Origin of the sequence: Nitratidesulfovibrio oxamicus (genome assembly GCF_015731765.1) — a bacterium.
GTDB classification, from domain to species: Bacteria; Desulfobacterota; Desulfovibrionia; order Desulfovibrionales; family Desulfovibrionaceae; genus Cupidesulfovibrio; species Cupidesulfovibrio oxamicus.
In genome coordinates this window covers 1-1,202 of sequence record NZ_VRYY01000596.1, presented here as the reverse complement: position 1 = coordinate 1,202, position 1,202 = coordinate 1, and the positions used below count along the sequence as shown (strand labels likewise).

Genomic DNA, 1,202 nt, shown 5'->3' with positions numbered 1-1,202 from the left:
TTGCGGCGCGCGGCGCGCGCACCCTGTCCGGCGGCGAACTGCAACGGGTGCTGCTGGCCCGTGCGCTGGCCCAGGGCGCGGATACCCTGCTGCTGGACGAGGCCACCGCAGGGCTGGATGTAGCCCGCGCCCTGGACATCCTGGACCTGCTGCACGCCCGCCACCGGGCCGGAGAGCGTATCCTGGCTGCCGTGCACGACCTGAACCTGGCCGCCCTGTACTGTACCCGCCTGATATTCCTGAAGCATGGCCGGGTGGCGGAAGATGGCCCGGTGGAGCGCACCTTTACCGCCGACGTGCTGTCCGAGGTGTACGAGACACCGGTGACGGTGCAACCCCACCCGGTCACCGGCGCGCCGCAGGCCTGTTACGTGCCCGGTACCTTCCGGGCGGCGGCGGGTGCGGGGCTGCCCGCAAATCCGGTGGATGGCGCAGTGACAGGCTTGATGGGCAGCAAGCCTTCGCCTCAGAAATACGATGCGCCACCCCAGAAACCTGCATTGCCACTGCCCGGCTTTTCCGGACATATGCCCTCGCGCTCCACAACGTCCCCGGTGCGCTTCGGCGAACCCGAAATTTCCGCGCAGACAGCGCCCCTTCCCACAGGGACACAGGATGACTGACCGCATGCCCACCTTCGTCCATCAGGTCGCCACCTCCGTGGCGGCAACGCGCCTCCGCCCGTGCCGGGCGCTGGCTGCGGCCCTGCTGCTGCTGACCACGCTTGCCAGCGCCCTGGCCGCGTCCGCACCTGCCCATGCCGGACAGCCACGCGAGCAAGCCAGCGAACACCAGAACCAACAACCGGACAGACAATCGGGCGGGCAATCGGGCGGGCCGGTCTCCATTACCGACGATACGGGGCGCGAAGTGCACCTGCCCCACCCCGCCCGGCGCATCGTGGCCCTGTACGGGGCGTTCAACGAATTGCTGGCGGCCATGGACATGACCGACCGCATGGCAGCGCGCACCGCCGCCGACGAGAATCCCCCCGCCATCCGCGCCCTGCCGGTCATCGGCACGCACATGCGGCCCAGCCCGGAGATGGTGGCCGCCGTGGCCCCCGACCTGGTGCTGCAGATGGAGGGCCGCCGCGAAGCGGGCGAGGCCGTGGAAGGCCTGCGCGCCCTCGGCATTCCCGTGGCGGTGTTCCGGGTGGGATCGTTCGACGAGCTGTTCGGCGTGCTGCGCAGGGTAGGCGC

General features: G+C 70.3%; 2 protein-coding genes. Both read left to right on the top strand.

What is annotated here, in order from left to right; all coding sequences use genetic code 11:
• The coding region (locus FVW20_RS16045; protein WP_196610384.1) for an ATP-binding cassette domain-containing protein at positions 1–623 on the top strand (623 nt) is incomplete at its 5' end.
• A 4-nt stretch (positions 624–627) separates the two neighbouring features.
• Positions 628–1,202, top strand: a 575-nt coding sequence (locus FVW20_RS16040; protein WP_231039170.1) for an ABC transporter substrate-binding protein, incomplete at its 3' end; no start/stop codon positions are given.